At 67.5% G+C, this 17,455-nt stretch carries 16 protein-coding genes; 8 read left to right on the top strand and 8 right to left on the bottom strand.

Translation table 11 applies throughout. The features are described 5' to 3' along the window. Positions 1–22: 22 nt before the first annotated feature. The gene (locus ACWW1C_RS13575) at positions 23–373 is read right to left on the bottom strand and encodes a hypothetical protein (RefSeq protein WP_455983905.1); all 351 of its coding nucleotides are present in this window, start codon (positions 371–373) and stop codon (positions 23–25) included. A 108-nt stretch (positions 374–481) separates the two neighbouring features. Further along, positions 482–1,639 carry an acyl-CoA dehydrogenase family protein gene (locus tag ACWW1C_RS13570; RefSeq protein WP_455983904.1) on the bottom strand — a complete coding sequence of 386 codons (1,158 nt, stop codon included), beginning with the start codon at positions 1,637–1,639 and terminating at the stop codon, positions 482–484. Between the two features lie 86 nt (positions 1,640–1,725). Between ACWW1C_RS13570 and ACWW1C_RS13565 the strand changes: the two genes are divergently transcribed. After that, positions 1,726–2,355: a TetR/AcrR family transcriptional regulator gene (locus ACWW1C_RS13565; protein WP_455983903.1), complete on the top strand. Its 630-nt coding sequence runs from the start codon at positions 1,726–1,728 to the stop codon at positions 2,353–2,355. Between the two features lie 3 nt (positions 2,356–2,358). Here the strand turns inward: ACWW1C_RS13565 and ACWW1C_RS13560 are convergent, their stop codons facing one another. The 5 genes from ACWW1C_RS13560 to ACWW1C_RS13540 all read right to left on the bottom strand — a co-directional run bounded on the left by ACWW1C_RS13560 (position 2,359) and on the right by ACWW1C_RS13540 (position 7,586). Beyond that, positions 2,359–2,748: a hypothetical protein gene (locus ACWW1C_RS13560; RefSeq protein WP_455983902.1), complete on the bottom strand. Its 390-nt coding sequence runs from the start codon at positions 2,746–2,748 to the stop codon at positions 2,359–2,361. Positions 2,749–2,823: 75 nt separating this feature from the next. Further along, positions 2,824–3,870, bottom strand: a complete 1,047-nt coding sequence (locus ACWW1C_RS13555) for an alcohol dehydrogenase catalytic domain-containing protein (RefSeq protein WP_455983901.1) — start codon at positions 3,868–3,870, stop codon at positions 2,824–2,826. Continuing rightward, on the bottom strand, positions 3,867–5,111 hold the full coding sequence (locus ACWW1C_RS13550; protein ID WP_455983900.1) for an LLM class flavin-dependent oxidoreductase: 1,245 nt from the start codon (positions 5,109–5,111) through the stop codon (positions 3,867–3,869). Before ACWW1C_RS13550 ends, ACWW1C_RS13555 begins: the two co-directional genes overlap by 4 nt. 206 nt (positions 5,112–5,317) lie before the next feature. Continuing rightward, a complete protein-coding gene (locus ACWW1C_RS13545; RefSeq protein WP_455983899.1) occupies positions 5,318–5,947 on the bottom strand; it encodes a TetR/AcrR family transcriptional regulator in 630 nt (209 codons plus the stop codon). A 13-nt stretch (positions 5,948–5,960) separates the two neighbouring features. After that, the gene (locus ACWW1C_RS13540) at positions 5,961–7,586 is read right to left on the bottom strand and encodes a PucR family transcriptional regulator (protein ID WP_455983898.1); all 1,626 of its coding nucleotides are present in this window, start codon (positions 7,584–7,586) and stop codon (positions 5,961–5,963) included. Between the two features lie 114 nt (positions 7,587–7,700). Here ACWW1C_RS13540 and ACWW1C_RS13535 point away from each other — a divergent pair, with 114 nt between their 5' ends. The 7 genes from ACWW1C_RS13535 to ACWW1C_RS13505 are packed head-to-tail and all read left to right on the top strand — an operon-like array spanning position 7,701 to position 16,073. Continuing rightward, complete coding sequence (locus tag ACWW1C_RS13535; protein WP_455983897.1) at positions 7,701–9,206, top strand: CoA-acylating methylmalonate-semialdehyde dehydrogenase; 1,506 nt, start codon at positions 7,701–7,703, stop codon at positions 9,204–9,206. A gap of 27 nt (positions 9,207–9,233) precedes the next feature. Next, positions 9,234–10,616 carry an aminotransferase class III-fold pyridoxal phosphate-dependent enzyme gene (locus ACWW1C_RS13530; RefSeq protein ID WP_455983896.1) on the top strand — a complete coding sequence of 461 codons (1,383 nt, stop codon included), beginning with the start codon at positions 9,234–9,236 and terminating at the stop codon, positions 10,614–10,616. Positions 10,617–10,631: 15 nt separating this feature from the next. Further along, positions 10,632–11,360 carry a (Fe-S)-binding protein gene (locus ACWW1C_RS13525; protein WP_455983895.1) on the top strand — a complete coding sequence of 243 codons (729 nt, stop codon included), beginning with the start codon at positions 10,632–10,634 and terminating at the stop codon, positions 11,358–11,360. Further along, positions 11,357–12,823 carry a LutB/LldF family L-lactate oxidation iron-sulfur protein gene (locus ACWW1C_RS13520; protein ID WP_455983894.1) on the top strand — a complete coding sequence of 489 codons (1,467 nt, stop codon included), beginning with the start codon at positions 11,357–11,359 and terminating at the stop codon, positions 12,821–12,823. The genes ACWW1C_RS13525 and ACWW1C_RS13520 overlap by 4 nt, the downstream gene beginning before the upstream one ends. Then, on the top strand, positions 12,820–13,437 hold the full coding sequence (locus ACWW1C_RS13515; RefSeq protein ID WP_455983893.1) for a LutC/YkgG family protein: 618 nt from the start codon (positions 12,820–12,822) through the stop codon (positions 13,435–13,437). Before ACWW1C_RS13520 ends, ACWW1C_RS13515 begins: the two co-directional genes overlap by 4 nt. After that, entirely contained in the window at positions 13,434–14,927 is a 1,494-nt protein-coding gene (locus tag ACWW1C_RS13510; protein WP_455983892.1) for an adenylate/guanylate cyclase domain-containing protein, read from the top strand. The genes ACWW1C_RS13515 and ACWW1C_RS13510 overlap by 4 nt, the downstream gene beginning before the upstream one ends. Positions 14,928–14,948: 21 nt before the next feature. Continuing rightward, a complete protein-coding gene (locus tag ACWW1C_RS13505) occupies positions 14,949–16,073 on the top strand; it encodes an epoxide hydrolase family protein (protein WP_455984273.1) in 1,125 nt (374 codons plus the stop codon). 1 nt (position 16,074) lies between these two features. Here the strand turns inward: ACWW1C_RS13505 and ACWW1C_RS13500 are convergent, their stop codons facing one another. Then, a complete protein-coding gene (locus ACWW1C_RS13500; RefSeq protein WP_455983891.1) occupies positions 16,075–17,451 on the bottom strand; it encodes a purine-cytosine permease family protein in 1,377 nt (458 codons plus the stop codon). Positions 17,452–17,455: the final 4 nt, after the last annotated feature.

The raw sequence follows: 17,455 nt of genomic DNA, 5'->3' as shown, positions 1-17,455 counted from the left end.
GTACGTTCTCGATCTCGACTCCTCATACCCCCGTGAACGTCGGCTGCATCAGCGTCAACATGGCCATCGCCAAACTGATGAGCAGACACAGACTCAACACGATCATCGCACCCACCAGGAGCCAGCGGCCCATCCGGCGGCGAATGCGCGTCAATTTTGCGCTGCGGCGATCCTCGACGTAGCCGACCGCGACCATCGCGAATGCGACGTCGATGTGTTCATCCCCGACCGTGGCCGCGCCCGCCGCGATCTCCTGTAGGCGTCCGGGTTCGATCTGCACGCCCGCGACGGCGAAGCGCCGACTGAGTCGCCGCGCCTGCCCTCGCGTGAGCGGGTGGTCGCACACGTGCACGTGGTGTCGCGGGGCTGCCACTTGCGTCATTCCCTCGATTCGGGCACCTCGCCCGAGCCGGAAAAATGTGGAAGGCGCCCGACAGTGAAGTTACTCCGACGGGCGCCTTCGCACAGTGCGACAGCAGATTTAGAGGCCCATGTCCTTGGCGATGATCATCTTCATGACTTCACTGGTGCCGCCGTAGATGCGGCCGACGCGGTTGTCGGCGTACAGGCGGGCGATGGGGTACTCGTTGATGTAGCCGTAGCCGCCGTGCAGCTGCAGGCAGCGATCGATCACGCGGGCGGCCGCATCGGTGCAGAACAACTTCGCCTTGGCGGCGTCGGCCGCGGACAGCTCGTCGAGGTCGTGGGCCTCCATGGCGCGGTCGACGACGGCTTCCATCGCGTCGACGTCGGCCTGGCACGCGGCGAGTTCGAACTTGGTGTTCTGGAACGACGACACCGGCTTGCCGAACACGGTGCGGTCCTTGGTGTACTGCACGGCGAACCGGACCGCGGCCTTGGCCTGCGCGTAAGCGCTGACGGCGATGCCGAGCCGCTCGCGGGGCAGGTTCTGGCCCAGGTAGTTGAAGCCCTGATCGGCCTCGCCGAGGATGTCCTCGACCGGGACCTTGACGTCGGTGAAGTTCAGCTCGGCGGTGTCCGAGCAGCGCAGACCCAGCTTGTCGAGCTTACGGCCGACCGAGTAGCCCTCCAGCTTGGTGTCGACCACCAGCAACGAGATGCCGAAGCGACGGTCGTCTTCCTTGGGGGCCGAGGTACGGGCGCAGACGATCACCCGGTCGGCGTGCACACCGCCGGTGATGAACGTCTTGGAGCCGTTCAGGACGTAGTGGGTGCCGTCCTCGGAAAGCTTTGCGGTGGTGCGCATTCCGGCCAGGTCCGAACCGGTACCGGGCTCGGTCATCGCGATCGCGAACATGATCTCGCCGCTGAGCATGCCGGGGAACCAGCGCTTCTTCTGCTCTTCGTTACCGATGTCGCGGATGTAGGGCAGACACAGGCCGACATGCACGCTGGAGCCACCGAAGGACACCGCGGCCCGGGCCAGTTCCTCGGTGAGGATCGCCTGGAACTTGTACGAGGTCAGACCCTCGCCGCCGTACTCGGTCGGGATCTCCGCGCCGAAGATGCCGAGTTCGCCGAGCTTGTAGTAGAACTCGCGGGGCACGATGCCCTTCTCGAACCACTCGTCGTACACCGGGGTCACCTCGGCCTCGACGAAGGCCCGGATCATCTTCCGGTAATCCTCGTGCTCTTCGGTGTAGACCTCGCGTTTCACAGACATCTCCTCAGAAGTGGTGAACAGTGTTAGCTTGTTGCTGTCACCATAAGCTAACGACGTTCGCTAATTCAAGGGAGAAGCAGATGGGTAGGCCTCGCGTGCCGCTGCTCAACCGCGAACTCATCCGTGACACGGCGCTGGGGTTGATCGACCGCGACGGTCTGGCCGAAATGTCGATGCGCAAACTCGCCGCCGAACTCGGCGTGCAGGCGTCGTCGCTCTACAAGCACTACCCCACCAAGGACGATGTGCTCGATGCCGTCGCGAGCCGGGTCGCCGGGGAGATCGATACGTCCGGGTTCGACCGCGGTGACGACTGGCAGGACGCGCTGGCGGCGTGGGCGCGTTCCCACCGGGCGGCGCTCGCAGCCCACCCGAATCTCGTGCCCTACCTGGCGACCGGACCGGGCCGTCGCGACGTCAGCCTGCGGATCGCCGATGCCGTGCACGGCGGCCTCGTCGGCGCCGGCTGGCCACCCCGGGAAGCGACGTTGATCGGCGCGGCCACCCGGTCACTGGTGCTGGGCTCGACCGTCGGCTCCTTCTCCCGCGGGTTCACCGACGACGTGCAGGTCTACCGCGACCGGTACCCACACATGGGCCAAGCGCACCTGCTGCGCGGCAAGGCCGACCAGATCGACGCTGCCGGTTTCGAACTGGCCCTGACGTCGTTCATCGACGGGCTGGCCATCCGCTTCGCCGCGCTCCCCTGACAATCATTTCGCCGGGGGCGGCGGCTTTGGTGCGCCGAACGGGTTCAGCCTCGATACCCCCGGAATGTTCGACAGCAGCCGGAACACCTCGTTGCCGGTGTTCACCAAGGCTTCGAGTTGCGGCAGCAGCGCGTCGAGCGTGCGGAACATGGGATCGGCCATCGCCATGAACCGCTCGGTTCGATCGATCGTCGTGTTGAGCCGCTCGGTGGCCACCGCCAGGTTCTCGATGAGATCGGGTACCTGCGCGGCGAGTTGGACGGAGGCCGGCGGAATGCGCAAAGCACCGCTGGCCACCGCCTGCGTCATCTCGACGGCGGACTGGGCGGCATCGACCGCGGACTGTGCCGCGGCCTTCAGGTCGCTGGGCTTCGGAATCATTTGACCGGCCATACAGTTAACTGTGCCGCACCCAGGGCCGCCTGTCCCGCGATCGACACGGCTACACGTCGGTAACGCTGCTCACGATCAAGACGGGAGTACCAGGATCTTGACGTGCTCGTCGGGATTCCGCAGTGCCGAGAAGGCATCTGCGATGCCGTCGAGCCCGGTACGTCCGGTGATCAGCGCCTCGGCGTCGATCTCACCGGCGGCCAGACGGGCCAGCACCTTCTCGTAGGCCTGCTCGTACGGGCCGTGCCCGAAGTTGATCGCGATCTGCCGCATCTGCGCCACCACCGGGATGATCGTCTCCTCGGCGAACGGCGAGGCCACCACCTGAATCCGCGACCCCCACGGCAGCGTGTGGGTCAGCGTGTTCAGCGTGCCGACCCGGCCGCTGCACTCGTAGGCGATCAGCAGACCGCCACCGGTCTTGCCACTGCCCAGCAAGTCGTTGTAGACCTCGATCGGGTCCTGCTCAGCGGGGTCGACGACGATGTCGGCCCCCATCTTCGCGGCGAGCTCACGTCGCTTCGGCGACGGCTCGGAGGCGATGACGAGGTGTGCGCCGGCAGCCTTGGCGGCCAGGATGGTGCCCAGGCCGATCGAGCCGCAGCCGATCACCAGCGCGGTGTCCGCGGGCGTCAGCCCCGACTGCTGCATGTGCATCTCACCGACGTGCAACGGCTCGGCCAGGGCGGCGTGCTCGAGGGACAGGCCGTCGGGCACATGCCGCACCCAGAACGCGTCGACGACGATGTACTCGCCGAAGGCCCCGTGATAGTCGTTGGAGTAGCCGATGATCGTCGGCATCCCGTTCTGCTCGGTGGTGATACCGAGGCCGGTGACGCGGTCGCCGATCTTGAAATCCTCGACGCCCGAACCGGTTTCGACGACGACGCCGGCCCATTCGTGGCCGAGGACCACCGGCCGGGTGGCGTCGAAGACGGCGAACGGGAAGCCGGCGCCCGCGGCGACGGACACGAACCGGCACGGATCCTTGGACATGCTCAGATCGCTGCCGCAGATGCCGCAGGCGGCCACCTTGATCCGCAGCTGGCCGGGGCCGGTGGCCGGTGGCTCCGGCACATCGGTCACGGTGAACCGGCCGTCGATGAACTGTGCTGCCTTCATGCCTTGGCTCCTACGGTGGTCAGGTCAGTGGCGGGCGCCGGGGTGGCCGGCAAGTCGGTCGGCTTGCCGTAGTAATCGGTGTAGGCCTTGGTGATGGCGCCGACCAGGTTGCCGATGAGCTGCTCGGAGTTGTCCTGTGCGAACTGCAGGCTCGCCTGGCGGCCGGCATTGCGCCGGCGGAAGTGCGGGATGACCTCCGAGGCGAACAGCTCGTAGCTGCGCTTGGTGTTCTCCCAGTCGGCGAGGTCCACGTGCATGATCAGCAGGGTGCCGAACCCGCCCGTCTTCTCGATCAGGCGGTCGATCTGGGCGATGGCGTCCTCCGGCGTGCCGATGATCGCCTGCCCGAACTCACCGAGCGACTCGTTACGCCAGTAGTCGATGATGCCGGCCGGGGTCTGCGCCCATTCGGGGTTGATGTTCTGCTGCCGGTTGACGTACTCGGCGATGGCATGGATCCGGCGGCTCACCGCACGCTCGGCCTCCTCGCGCGTCTCGGCGATGAACATCGGGTTGACCAGGCGCCACGTCGACCGGTCGGCCACGTAGCCGTTCTCGGCCGAAACCTGTTCGTACACACCCCAGTTGCGGTCGAGCGACTCGTAGCCGGCCTGCGAGCTGGCGGCCAGCGACAGCAGTGACAGGCCGTGCTTGCCGGCCAGCACCGAACCGTTGGGCGAAATGGTCGACGCGGTGGCCACCTCGATGCCCGCCGGGTTGTAGGTGGGCAGCTGGGCGCGGGCGTCGCGCAACGTGAACCAGTCGGTCTCCATGTTGACCACCTCGCCGCGCAGCAGGCGCAGCACGGCTTCCAGCGCCTCGCCCTGCATGCGGCGCTGGTTGGTGGTGGTGATGCCCATCATGTGCGCGTCGAGCGGGATCTTGCCGGGGCCGGTGCCGACGATCAGGCGGCCGCGGGTCTGCAGATCGAGCTGGGTGATGCGGTCCGCGGTGATCAACGGGTGGTGGTACGGAAGCGACATCACGCCGGTACCGAAGCGAATGCGTTCGGTGCGCTCGGCGGCCGCGGCGATGAACACGTCTGGGGCCGGGACGATCTCGGCGCCGGTCGAGTGGTGCTCCCCCATCCACGCCTCTTCGAAACCGAGGTGGTCCAGGTGGGTCATCAGGTCGATATCGCGGCGCAACTGCAACGCCGGGTCCGCGTCGAGCGGGTGATACGGAGCGAGGAACGCCCCGAATTTCATGGACGTCGGGCTCCACTGGGCAGCGCTGCTCACGGTGGTCTCCTGGTTCTCGGTGAGGGATGTCTCGGGCTTGCTCGGCCGACTGTAATCCGATCAACTGATTGGATCAAGTGATCCATAAATATGGGTACGCTCACCAACCGCGAGGGTGACGAAATTGCACGCGGTTCGCGGCGTGTTGCCGTACAAACTCCCCCGCAAGCGGGAGGTGCCCCCAGGCCGGCTCGCGGGAGTTGGGGCTAAGAGTTGAGCAGGCGCTCGGTGCCACCGACGACGAACGTCACGAGGTCTTCGTAGAACGCTTCCAGGGCAGGCGCCGACAGTTTGGCGCGGTCCCATTCGTCTGCGCGGCTCAGGCCCTGGACGAAGCCCATGATCGACACCGCCCACCGCGCCTCGAGCCGGTCCTCGGCGGCGTTCGGGAAGGTCCGCCGGACCTCCGCCAGCAGCGCGACGCGCAGCTTGGGCTCGATGTTCTCGTCGGCCGGCCCGGCCTGCGTGATCTGGGCCATGATCTTGATCCAGCGCATTCCCCGGGTGCGCTGGCGGCGCAGCAGCTCCAGGTAGGGCGCCGTGACGGCACGGACCAACTCGTCGGGCGTCGCGGCAGTCGAATTGGCAGCCAGCACATCCACATTGGCCTGAATGGCGGTGCCCACCGCCGCACCCAGATCGAGGACCACCGCGCGCAGCAATTCGTCCTTGGAACCGAAGTGGTAGTGCACCGACGCGGCGCCGAGGCCCGCCGCGGCGTTGACCGAGCGCACAGATACGGCGTCCACGCCCTGCTCGGCGAACAGCTTCTCGGCCGTCTTCACCAACTTGGCGCGGGTGGCATTGCCCTGGCGGTTCTGCGATGTGCCCGACACGGTCAGAAGCATGTCACAGCGGTGCGCCGCCGCCACCGAAAGCGTTGCGTGTCTCCAGGATCAGCAGCGCCACGTGCAGCGAGGTCGCCGACTCGCCGTCGGCGAGATCGACGCCGAGAATCTGCTCGATGCGGTTCAACTTCGCGTAGAGCGACGGACGGCTCAGGTGCAGCCGCGTGGCCAACGCCGACTTGTTGCCGCCGAGTTCGAGGTATCCGCGCAGCACATCGAGGAGCCCGTCACCGGCGCTTTCCATGTCGTGCAGGATCAGCGCACGCAGCTCCCCTTCCGCGAAGCGCTGCACCCGCGGATCGGTCCGCAACATCGACAGCAGCCCGCGCAGCCGGATGTCGGCGACCCGGAAGCAGACCCGCTGCGAAGCAGGCAGCGACAGCGCCGCCTCGGCGACGTGGGCGGCGTCCGTGATGCGGTGGATCGCGTCGATCAACCCCGGCGCCGGCGTGCCGATGCCGAGCACGAGGCCGTGCGCGTCGACGGCGCGTTCGGCATCGCGGCGTAGCGCCCGGCCCAGCGGTTCGAGTCCACCTCCCGGGCGCATGTCGAGCGACAGCACCATCGCGATCTCACCAGGCCCCCGCAGCGAGAACAATCCGCTGTGTCCCAACGCTTTCACCGATCGGGTGACGACGTCGAGGAGGCGTGCGCTGCGCCGTTGTTCGGAGACCGGGTCGGCGTCCGAACCGGGCTTCGGGGCCCAGCCGGCGATCCGCAGGGTGGCGGGCAGATACTGCGCCGCCGGGCGCAGGCCCAGCGCGAAGGCGCGCGCGGTCGCTTCATCCTCGAATCGGATACGTTCGCGTGCAACGTCTTCCAGCAATCCCGCTTGCGCCTGGTGCTCGATGTCAGTGCGGCCGCGCTCGGCCATGCGGTGCAGCACCAGCGCCTGGGACGCCCGCTCCAGCACCATGGTGAATCGCGTTGCCTCCGCCGCCGCACCCAGGGCGATCAGCCGGCCCCACGCCTCGTCGCCACGACCCACCTCACTGATCACCCAGTCGTCCGTCCGCTCGGCCCCGGTCTCGTGCTGCCGCGATCGACGTTGCCAGTCCCGCAACACATCCGAGGTGGGATGCCCGGCCGTCGCCACCGCAATCGCCTGGTGGGTGAGGTCCTCGAGGACGACGGGCGCACCAAGCAGATTCGCCGCCGCCTCCGCGATCCCCGTGGGCGTCGCCCGGCGCATGCTCAGATCGGTGAACACCTCGTGCGTCTGCCGCGCGAAGTCGACCTCCTGGTACTGGTCGGCGACGATCACGCGGTGCACCTGTTCGGTCACCTCGACGAACTTGATCACCCGGCGTACCGCGACCAGGGCCAGTCCGAGCTCCTCGGCGATGGCGCCGACATTGACCGGCAGCGGCACGGCACCCGCCCCCAGTTCCACGATCACGCCGACTGCGTGCGCCGCGGCGACCGACCGCAGATAGTCCAGGGGCGCGGCCCGCAGCGCGGCACCGGTCGTCAGCACCAGTTCACCGCCCTGCAGCACGTCCGACAGGTCCGGGACGTCGCTGACGTGCACCCAACGAATCGGGCTGTCGAAACCGTGCGCACAGAGAATCTCGGGCTCGCCCTGCTGAATCACCGGGAGGGCGACGATCGCGGCGACGGTCGGCATTTACAAAGTGTAAATCGAGAATGGAAACTTGATACAGATTGTCGGGCGATTCAGGTGTCTGGCCGGAGCAAGCTGAGTGCACACCCGCTCCGACCAGGAAGGCCAATCGAGACGATGACTCAGACCATCTCCCACTGGATCAACAACGACATCTTCACCGGATCCTCGGGACAGGCCGCGCCGGTCACCAACCCGGCCACCGGCCAGGTCACCGGTCAGGTCGCGCTCGCCAGCGTCGAGGACGCGCAAGCCGTCATCAACGCCGCCGCGGCCGCTTTCCCGGCCTGGCGCGACACCTCGATCACCAAGCGCGTGCAGACCCTGTTCGCCTTCCGCGAGTTGCTCAACGCCCGCCGCGAGGAACTGGCAGCGATCATCACCGCCGAGCACGGCAAGGTGCTGTCCGACGCCATGGGCGAGGTGGCCCGCGGCATCGAGGTCGTCGAATTCGCCTGCGGCATCCCGCATCTGCTCAAGGGCGGCTACGCCGAGAATGCCTCCACCAACGTCGACGTCTACAACATCCGGCAGGCCCTGGGCCCGGTCGCCATCATCGCGCCGTTCAACTTCCCGGCCATGGTGCCGATGTGGTTCTTCCCCATCGCCATCGCTGCCGGCAACACCGTCGTCGTCAAGCCGTCGGAGAAGGACCCGTCGTCCTCGATCTGGATGGCCGAACTGTGGAAGGAAGCCGGCCTGCCCGACGGCGTCTTCAACGTCCTACAGGGCGACAAGACCGCCGTCGACGAGCTGCTGACCAACCCCGCCATCAAGGCCGTCTCGTTCGTCGGCTCCACCCCGATCGCGCAGTACGTCTACCGGACCGCCACCGCCTCCGGCAAGCGCGTGCAGGCCCTTGGCGGCGCCAAGAACCACGCGGTGATCCTCCCCGACGCCGACCTGGATCTGGCCGCCGACAGCATGGTGAACGCCGGCTTCGGCTCGGCCGGTGAGCGCTGCATGGCCATCTCGGCCTGCGTCGCGGTCGGTCCGATCGCCGACGACCTGGTCGCCAAGATCGTCGAGCGCGCCGCCGCCATCAAGACCGGTGATGGTGCCAAGGACTCGGACATGGGCCCGCTCATCACCAAGGTGCACCGCGACAAGGTGGCCTCCTACATCGATGCCGGCGAGGCCGAGGGCGCCAAGGTCGTGCTCGACGGCCGCAATGTCGGTATCGACGACGGCACTGGTGATCTTGCAGACGGCTTCTGGCTGGGTCCGACGCTGCTCGACAACGTCACCCCCGAGATGAGCGTCTACACCGACGAGATCTTCGGTCCCGTGCTGTCGGTCGTCCGCGTCGAAACGTACGACGAGGCACTGGAACTGATCAACAACAACCCCTACGGCAACGGCACCGCGATCTTCACCAACGACGGTGGCGCGGCCCGCCGGTTCCAGAACGAGGTCGAGGTCGGCATGGTCGGCATCAACGTCCCGATCCCGGTTCCCATGGCGTTCTTCAGCTTCGGCGGCTGGAAGGCCTCGCTGTTCGGCGACACGCACGCCTACGGCCCTGAGGGCGTGCAGTTCTTCACGCGCGCCAAGGCCGTCACCCAGCGCTGGGCCGACCCCAGCCACGGCGGCATCAACCTGGGCTTCCCCGAGAACAACTGATCGCGAAACCCAGACAGAGGACCTGACATGACCCTCGCCGCAGACCACGTCCTGCCCGCCGGCCACACCATCGACTCGATGCGTGCCGAGGCCGAGCGCGCCTACCAACTCGACCGCGCCCACGTCTTCCATTCCTGGTCCGCCCAGGCCGCACTCAACCCCATGACCATCACCGCGGCCGAAGGCAGCTACTTCTGGGACGGCGACGGCAACCGCCTGCTGGACTTCTCGTCACAGCTGGTCAACACCAACATCGGCCACCAGCACCCGAAAGTCGTTGCGGCGATTCAGGAACAGGCCGCCAAGTTGTGCACCGTGGCACCGCAGCACGCGAACGCCGCACGCTCCGAGGCCGCCCGGCTGATCGCCGAGCTGACCCCCGGCGACCTGAACCACATCTTCTTCACCAACGGCGGGGCCGACGCCAACGAGCACGCGGTCCGCATGGCACGGCTGCACACCGGCAAGCACAAGGTGCTCGCCCGCTACCGCTCCTATCACGGTGGCACCGACCTCGCGATCAACCTGACCGGCGACCCGCGGCGGTTCGCCAACGATCGTGGCGCGGCCGGCGTCGTCCACTTCAACGGCCCGTTCCTGTACCGCTCGGTGTTCCATGCCGAGAACGAACAGCAGGAATCCGAACGGGCCCTCGCCGAGCTGCAGCGGGTCATCGAGCTCGAAGGCGCCTCGACCATCGCGGCCATCATCCTGGAGTCCATCCCGGGCACCGCGGGCATCATGGTGCCGCCGCACGGCTATATGTCAGGCGTCCGGGCCCTGTGCGACAAGTACGGCATCATGTTGATCGCCGACGAGGTCATGTCGGGCTTCGGCCGCTCCGGAAAGTGGTTCGCCATCAACCACTTCGACGTCGTCCCGGACCTGCTGACGTTCGCCAAGGGCGTCAACTCCGGCTACGTGCCGCTCGGTGGCGTCGCGATCAGCGACGCCATCGCGCAGACCTTCGCTGAGCGCGCCTACCCGGGCGGTCTGACTTACTCCGGGCACCCATTGGCGACCGCAGCGGCGGTCGCGACGATCAACGCCATGCGTGACGAAGGCATGGTAGAGAACGCGGCCCGCCTCGGCAGGGAGATCATCGGACCGGCTCTGCGCGAGTTCGCGCAGCGTCATCCCAGCGTCGGTGAGGTGCGTGGCGCGGGCGTGTTCTGGGCCGTCGAACTGGTCAGGGATCGGGCCACGCGGGAACCGTTGGCGCCCTACGGTGGCACCAGCGATGCGATGAACGCCGTCGTCGCATTTTGCAAGGACAACGGCCTGATGCCGTTCACCAACTTCAACCGCATCCACGTCGTGCCGCCGTGCAACGCCGGCGACGACGAGGTCCGCGCCGGGCTCGCGATCCTGGACCGCGCCCTCGACGTGGCGGACCGGTACGCACAGTAAGGGTACTGTCGGCCGGTGCGGATAGCCCTGTTCGCGACCTGCCTGGCCGATGCCATGTTTCCGGCTGCCGCCATCGCCACGGTGCGGCTCCTGGAACGGCTCGGCCACCGCGTGGAGTTTCCCGCCGGGCAGACCTGTTGCGGGCAGATGCACGTCAACACCGGCTATCTGCGCGAGGCCGTGCCGTTGGTACGTCGGCATGTCGACGTGTTCACCGGTTTCGACGCCATCGTGGCGCCGTCCGGCTCCTGTGTCGGCTCGGTGCGTCACCAGCATGCGATGGTGGCGCGGCGCGCCGGTGACAGTCAGCTGGCAGCCGAGGCCGAAACACTTGCGGCGCACACCTTCGAGCTCTCCGAGTTCCTGGTCGACGTACTCGGCATCGACGACGTCGGCGCCTACTATCCACATCGCGTCACCTACCACCCGACCTGCCATTCGCTGCGGATGCTGGGCGTCGGCGACAAACCGCTGCGATTGCTGCGCAAGGTCCGGGGCCTGACGCTCGTCGAGTTGCCTGATGCCGAATCCTGTTGCGGTTTCGGTGGCACCTTCGCCTTGAAGAACGCCGACGTGTCCACGGCCATGCTCGAGGACAAGATGTCGAACATCGCGGTGACGGCCGCCGAGGTGTGTACCGCGGGTGACTCGTCGTGCCTCATGCACATCGGCGGTGGCCTGAGCCGCGCCGGCAGCACCGTCCGCACCGTGCATCTGGCCGAAATCCTGGCGGCCACACCATGACCGCGGTGTTTCTCGGACAACCCGGCGTGGGCAACCTGCGTGGGGACCAGAGTTTCCCTGTTGCGGCGCGCACCGCACTGGCCGATTCGCAGCTACGTCACAATCTGGGCCATGCCACCGGCGCCATCCGCGCCAAACGTCTTGCCGCCGTTGCCGAATGCGACGACTGGGAGCAGCTCCGCGCCGCCGGCAGCGCACTGAAACAGGACGTGCTGGCCCGCCTACCGGAACTGCTGGCGGAGTTGGAAGCCAATGTCACCGCCCGCGGCGGCCACGTGCACTGGGCGCGCGACGGGGACGAAGCCAATCGCATTGTCGCCGAACTGATCCGGGCCACCGGCAGCGACGAGGTCGTCAAGGTCAAGTCGATGGCGACGCAGGAGATCGGGCTCAACGAGTACCTGGAGGCCCAGGGCATCACGCCGGTCGAAACCGATCTGGCCGAACTGATCGTCCAACTCGGTCACGACAAGCCGAGCCACATCCTGGTCCCGGCGATCCACCGCAACCGCGCGGAGATCCGCGCGATCTTCGAACGCGAGATGCCCGGCGCCGGGGACCTCACCGACGAACCCCGGGTGCTGGCGATGGCCGCCCGCGCACACCTGCGGCGAAAGTTCCTGTCCGCCAAGGTCGCCGTAAGCGGAGCCAACTTCGGGGTCGCCGAGACCGGGACGCTGGCCGTCGTCGAATCCGAAGGCAACGGTCGGATGTGCCTGACCCTGCCCGAAACCCTCATCACGGTCATGGGCATCGAGAAGGTGATCCCCCGGTTCACCGACCTCGAAGTGTTCATGCAACTACTGCCCCGGTCCTCGACCGCGGAGCGGATGAACCCGTACACCTCGATGTGGACCGGCGTGCACCGCGGCGACGGCCCGCAGCAGTTCCACCTCGTGCTGCTCGACAACGGCCGGACCCGGGTGCTCGCCGACGAAGTGGGTCGTGCTGCGCTGCACTGCATTCGGTGCAGCGCCTGCCTGAACGTCTGCCCCGTCTACGAACGCACCGGCGGGCACGCATACGGCTCGGTCTATCCCGGCCCCATCGGCGCGATCCTGAGCCCGCAGCTGACGGGCACCACCGGTCACGACGATCCGAACGCGAGCCTGCCGTATGCCTCGTCGCTGTGCGGCGCCTGTTTCGACGCCTGCCCCGTCCTCATCGACATCCCGTCGATCCTGGTGCATCTGCGTGCGGCCCAAGTCGATTCAGAGCGCGGCGGGTTGCCGAGCGGGCAGGATCTGGCGATGAAAACCGCAGGATGGGCCATGGGGTCCGCGGCGCGGTTCGGATTGGCGGAGAAGGCTCTCGGCGCGGGGCGACTGCTCGCGGGCAGGGACCACCGCATCAGCCGGCTACCGTGGCCGGCGTCGAAATGGACTGCGAGCCGCGACATTCCGGCTCCACCGGCGGAAACGTTCCGGCAGTGGTGGGCCCGCAACCGCGGCGGCGACCGATGAGCGACGCCCGCGCGGTCGTGCTCGGCCGCATAAGCGCCGCACTGGGATCCGATGTGCCGGCCGCGGTACACGTGCCACGCGAGTACGAGCGGCAACCGTTGACCGGCAACGGTGACATCGCGCTGTTCGCCGAGACGGTCGAGGACTACCGGGCGCAGGTCCACCGCGTGGGCGCGGGCGAGGTCGCCACGGCGATCGGGGCGCTTGTCGGCACCGGGTCCGCGGTGATCCCTGCCGACCTACCGCCGGACTGGGTGGCCGGCATGCGCACCGTCGTCGACGACCCACCTGTCGGAATCGATGTGTTGGACAGCGTGGATGCGGTGGTGACCGGCTGCGCCCTCGGGATCGCCGCGACGGGCACCATCGTGCTGGATGCCGGTGCGGCCCAGGGCCGTCGTGCGTTGACGCTGGTGCCCGACCATCACATCTGCGTCATCCGGGCCGACCAGATCGTCGACACCGTGCCGCAAGCCTTCGCGGCGCTCGACCCGTCGCGTCCCCTGACCTTCATCTCCGGGCCCAGTGCGACGAGCGATATCGAGTTGCAACGCGTCGAGGGTGTGCACGGCCCGCGCATTCTGAACGTGGTGATCGTCGAGGGTGCCCGGTGACCGAACCCGTCGCGACCCGGCCAAGCGCCACCTCCATCGCGCTCCGCTACACCGTCGGATTCACCTTCGCGTACCTGCTGACCACCGCCGAGGTCGTCGCGACCGTGGTGTCGCTGTGCGCCGAAACGCACAGTGCCGCCAGTTCGTTGCTGAGCCGGGCGAACCTGCTGCCGCTGGTCGCCGTGGTCACGCTCGGCACGCTGGTTGTGGCGATCGGCAGTTATCGCAGCATTGTCGACAGCGCCCGTTGGTACGCCGCCGCCGCGATACCCGACCAGACCCAGCGGCGCCGCGCCGTCACCGTCGTGCAGCGGCAGGCGGCCCTGTCCGCCGTGGTGTGGGCCATCGGCGGTGCCACCCTGATCACGACCAATCATCAGCCGATACCGGCGACGCTGCTCGCCATGACCGCCATCTTCGGCGCCATGTCGACGCTCAGCACCGGCATGCTGTTCACCCAGCGCGGCTACCGACCCCTCGCGGCCGCGGCCACTCAGGACTATCTGGGCCGGACCGGCACGCCCGGGGTGCTGGCGCGCCTGGTGATCATGTGGGTGATGAACAGCGCGCTGCCGAGTCTGTTCATCGCCGTGCTGATCATCTGCCGCCACATGGGCTGGTTCATGCCCAAATCGGCGTCGGTGGACATTCCCGTCGTGGTCGTGGCAGCGGTGTCGGTGGCACTGGGGCTGCGCGCGCTGATGGTGGTTTCGCTGTCGATCTCCGATCCGGTGCGCGACGTCGTCGACGCCATGGCCGAGGTCGAACGGGGTCACATCGGCCGCACCGTGCCCGTCTACGAGCAGTCCGAAATCGGCCGCCTGCAAAGCGGATTCAACCGCATGGTGACCGGACTGCTCGAACGCGACCGGCTCCGGGACCTCTTCGGCCGGCACGTCGGCCCGGACGTGGCGCGACTGGCGCTGTCGTCCGACGAGCCGGTGGCCGGCGAGGTGCGCGATGTCGCGGTGCTGTTCATCGATCTGACCAACTCGACCCGGATGGCCGAAACCATGGCACCCGCAGATATCGCCGCGGTGCTCAACGACTTCTTCCGGATCGTGGTGGCCGCCGTCGACCAGCACGGCGGCCTGATCAACAAGTTCCAGGGTGACGCCGCGCTGGCGATCTACGGGGCTCCCCTGCGCTCGGACTCCGCGGCCACCGATGCCTTGGCGACAGCTCGCACGCTCGGCGTTGCGCTGCAGCAGCTTCCGGTGGTCGACTTCGGGATCGGGGTCAGCGCCGGCAGTGTGTTCGCCGGCAACATCGGCGCCGAGAACCGGTACGAGTACACCGTGATCGGTGACCCGGTGAACGAAGCCGCCCGGCTGGCCGATGTCGCCAAGAAGGAGCCCCACCGGACCCTCGCCTCCGACGCGGCGATCAGCCTGTGCGACAACGCCGAACGGCCGCACTGGCGAAGCAGCGGCAGCCGGATGCTGCGTGGTCGGTCGAGCCTCACGCACACCTCCGTACCGATCGAATAAGAATGGATACTTGTGACTGACATCGTGCCTTTTCAGATCGCCGTGTCCGACGAGGTGCTGGACGATCTGCACCAGCGCCTGACCAACAGCCGCTGGCCCGAGGCCGAGTGCGTCGACGACTGGAGCCAGGGCATCCCACTGAGTTACACCCGCGCGCTGGCCGATTATTGGGCGGACGGCTATGACTGGCGGGCTCGCGAGGCCGCACTGAACCGGTTCGACCAGTACGTCACTGAAATCGACGGCCTGGACATCCATTTCATCCATCAGCGGTCGCCACATCCCGACGCGCTGCCACTGGTCATCACGCACGGGTGGCCGGGGTCGATCGCCGAGTTCCAGAAGATCATCGAGCCACTGACGAATCCGACGGCCCACGGTGGACGCGCCGAGGACGCCTTCCATGTGGTGTGCCCGTCGCTGCCCGGGTTCGGGTTCTCGGGCAAGCCGGCCGCGACCGGCTGGGGTGTCGAGCGCATCGCGCGGGCGTGGGACGAGCTGATGGTGCGACTCGGCTACACCCGCTACGGCGCCCAGGGCGGCGACTGGGGCGGTGCGGTGACGACGCAGATCGGACGAAACGTCGGACACTGCATCGCGATTCACACCAATATGCCGATGGGCCGTCCCCCGAAGGGGGCGACCGAGTTCACCGCGCAGGAGCAGGCGGCCTTGGCGGCGCTGCGGCATTATCAAGACCACGACTCCGGATATGCCAAACAGCAGTCCACCCGGCCCCAGACCATCGGGTACGGCCTGGTCGATTCACCAGTGGCGCAGCTGGCGTGGATCGTCGAGAAATTCTGGTCCTGGACCGACCACGACGGCGATGTGGAGAGCGCGCTGAGTCGCGACGAGATGCTCGACGACGTGATGATCTACTGGGCCACCGCGACGGGCGCGGCGTCGGCCCGGATCTATTGGGAGAGCTTCCGGGTCTTCGGTGGCGGGGCGGCCAAGGTCGAATTGCCCACGGGCGTCGCGTCGTTCCCGAAAGAGATCGGGCACCCACCGCGTTCCTGGTGCGAGGCCAACTACAACATCACCCACTGGACCACGATGTCGCGCGGCGGTCATTTCGCCGCATTCGAGCAGCCCGAGTTGTTCGTCGACGATGTGCGGAAGTTCTTCGCGACGGTGCGCTGAGTCACGAAGCCCTGAACCGCCGGTAGCCGCCGTAGACCGCGAGTGCGACGAAGAAGTTCACGAAGTACGCCAGGTCGGCACCATGCCACGCCACGGCAATGGGTCCCTGCAGCAGCGTGGTGTTCATGAACGGGATCGCGGCGCCGTATGCGACGACGAATGCGACCAGCGCGGCCACGGCGTCCTGCCGCGGTGTGGCCTCTGCCGCCGGGTCCACGGCCTGCCGGCCACGGCTGCGGCGCCGCCAGTCGACGATCACGATGGCCGCGAACGCCGGAATCCAGTAGCTGATCAGCAGCAGCACATTGGTGAATCGCGTTGCAGTGTCGCCGGTGTGGAGCCAGAGGATCAGCCCGAACGCCAGCGCCGTCACCACCAGTGACGAGACGGGCCGTCGCACGCGCACCCCGAGTGTCTGCAGGGCCAGGGATCCGCTGTAGTCGTTCATCACGCCTGAGCCGACCGAGGCCAGCGCGATGATCCCCAGCGCGACGGCACCCAGTACTCCCCCGCCCATCACCGACCGGACCCCCTCGGCGGTCTGGTCGGTGATCAGGCTCCCCGCGGCGATGCCGATGGTCTCGACGAACACGTACGCGGCAGCCAGCCCGGCGAAGCTGAAGGCGAAAACCTTGCGCGGCGCGGAATCCGCCGGAAGGTAGCGGCTGAAGTCCGCAGCGTAACTGGCCCAGGACACGGCCAGGCTCAGCGCGATCGTGACCGCCAGCACGAATGCGCCGGCGAGGTCGGCACCGTGCGCGCCGGCCGGCGTCACGACCTGGTGTCCGCCAACAAGTTTGACGGCGAACACGACGAACGTCACGAACAACACCACGGTGAGTACGGCCTGCAGCCGATGAATCAGCTCATAGCCGATGAAGCCGACCGCACCCTGTACGCCCAACACGATCAGCACGGCGACCCAGAACGGGATATCGAGCAGCACTGCCAGCGCTTCACCGCCGAACAGGCCGACCAACGCGTCCCACGCCACCGACGAGAGCCATTGCAGGACAGCGGGAACCACGATCAAGCCGCCGAAAGCCATTCGCGCACCGGGTAGTTGCGCGGTGCCGGTACGGGGGCCGAGAGTGGACAGGTAGCCGACCACCAGCGACCCGAGCACGGTGCCGACGACCATCGCCAGCAGCGCCAGCCAGAAGCCCAGGCCCAGTGCGCCGATCATCGCGCCGGTGAAGACGCACGTCATATTGATCTGCGGCGCGAACCACACCGTGAACAGCCGGCCCGGCGTCCCGTACCGGCGATCTGCCGGAATGGGGGCGATGCCATGGGTCTCCACCGACATGTCCCCGGCGCCGCTGGGGGTGCGGCCGGTGAAAGGTGAGGCGGTGAGCGCGGTGGCCGGAGGCGTCATTCCC

The sequence above is a fragment of the Mycobacterium sp. HM-7 genome (genome assembly GCF_053852335.1).
The sequence above is the reverse complement of the archived record's forward strand: the minus strand, read 5'-3'. Positions and strand labels throughout refer to the sequence as shown.